Genomic DNA, 1,292 nt, shown 5'->3' on the forward strand with positions numbered 1-1,292 from the left:
GTCGTTGCGCAGTCGAATTTGGTCCTGAAATTCGGAACCCAGTGTCGTCTGCAGGGGCGCCGCCTCCTGGTAATGCGACGTGCTGTCGCTGCGCAGGCGCTCTTGGTCCTGCCATCGCAGGTCGGTGGGCGACTCAACGGGGTCTGCGTCTTGCCAACGGCTCTGCCAGTGGGGAACGAGAGGCGTGCTGTCTTGCCACACACCGCGCATCGGCTCCTGGGACGCAGCGGCCCCTTGGTAGACAGAGCGCACTTCGCCCACGTCGGGGCGCTCGGCCCCGCTCACGTATTCAAACGCAACCGCGCCTGTCAGGTCGAAAACGTCATCCGCTACCAGGTCGAAGACCCCCTCGACGTAAACGGCAACGCTCGGGATGTCGGCTGTCGGCTCATCACCGAACACCAGGTGTACCGGCAGCCCAGTGGTTGGGGCGGCCGAGAAGATCAGGCTCGTGCTCATGAGAGCGCCGTTGCGCCCAGTATCGCCCGGCCTCCTGCGTAGAGATTCACGCCGTCAGCGCCGTCCAGTTTGAACGGCCCGTCGCCCGCCATGTCGGTCACGTCGCCATCGGCGATGGGGTCANATTCACGCCGTCAGCGCCGTCCAGTTTGAACGGCCCGTCGCCCGCCATGTCGGTCACGTCGCCATCGGCGATGGGGTCACCTTCACTGGTTGCCAGCCGGCCCCACACCGCTGCCCCGTTGACTGCGATCAGGTCGCCGATCACAGACTCCTGCGTGAGCAGAATCCCTGTCAGTTCGACCGTGCCGCACGGCTTCGTGAGCACCAAGGTTGCCAGGGCGGCGCCCCCCGGAACGTCACCAGAGGTGGCCGGGCGCGTCGTGCCGTAGATTTCCAGTTGCGCGGGACCAGAGCCTGCGTCGGCCAGGTCGATCAGAGCCTGCAGCACAGCAGGTCGAGCTGACACGAGCGCAGCCGCGCGCGCAGCAGCCGAGAGTGCCAGCGTGGTCATCCTGGGTAGCCCTCGGGCTCGATGCGGTCGGCGATGACGGCGCGGAAATCGGCGCTCGGGTAGATGGCGATTACGCTGTACGTGTAGTTTTCGTCCACACCCTCGAACGCGCCTTCCCCCGTGGTCGGGTCCGACCACTCTTCGCGGATCACCTTGCCGTCAATGTCACGCACCAGGCGCACCTTGGCAAACTGCGGGGTGTACGTCTTCGGCGTGGTGGCGGGCAGAATCTCTCGCTTCACGTCGTAGGGTACGCGGCCGATGCCGCTGGGTGTCTGAAAGTCAAACGCGCTGTAGATCACCCCACCGTCCGTGGGCT

Annotated in this window: 2 protein-coding genes; both read right to left on the reverse strand. The window is 65.7% G+C overall.

Annotated features, from left to right (window positions below):
• The coding region (locus I6E78_RS18340; protein ID WP_197183106.1) for a hypothetical protein at window positions 1-459 on the reverse strand (459 nt) is incomplete at its 3' end.
• Between the two features lie 510 nt (window positions 460-969).
• The coding region (locus I6E78_RS18350) for a hypothetical protein (RefSeq protein ID WP_197183108.1) at window positions 970-1,292 on the reverse strand (323 nt) is incomplete at its 5' end.

Origin of the sequence: Pseudoalteromonas sp. NZS127 (assembly GCF_015864805.1) — a bacterium.
Lineage (GTDB): Bacteria > Pseudomonadota > Gammaproteobacteria > Enterobacterales > Alteromonadaceae > Pseudoalteromonas > Pseudoalteromonas nigrifaciens.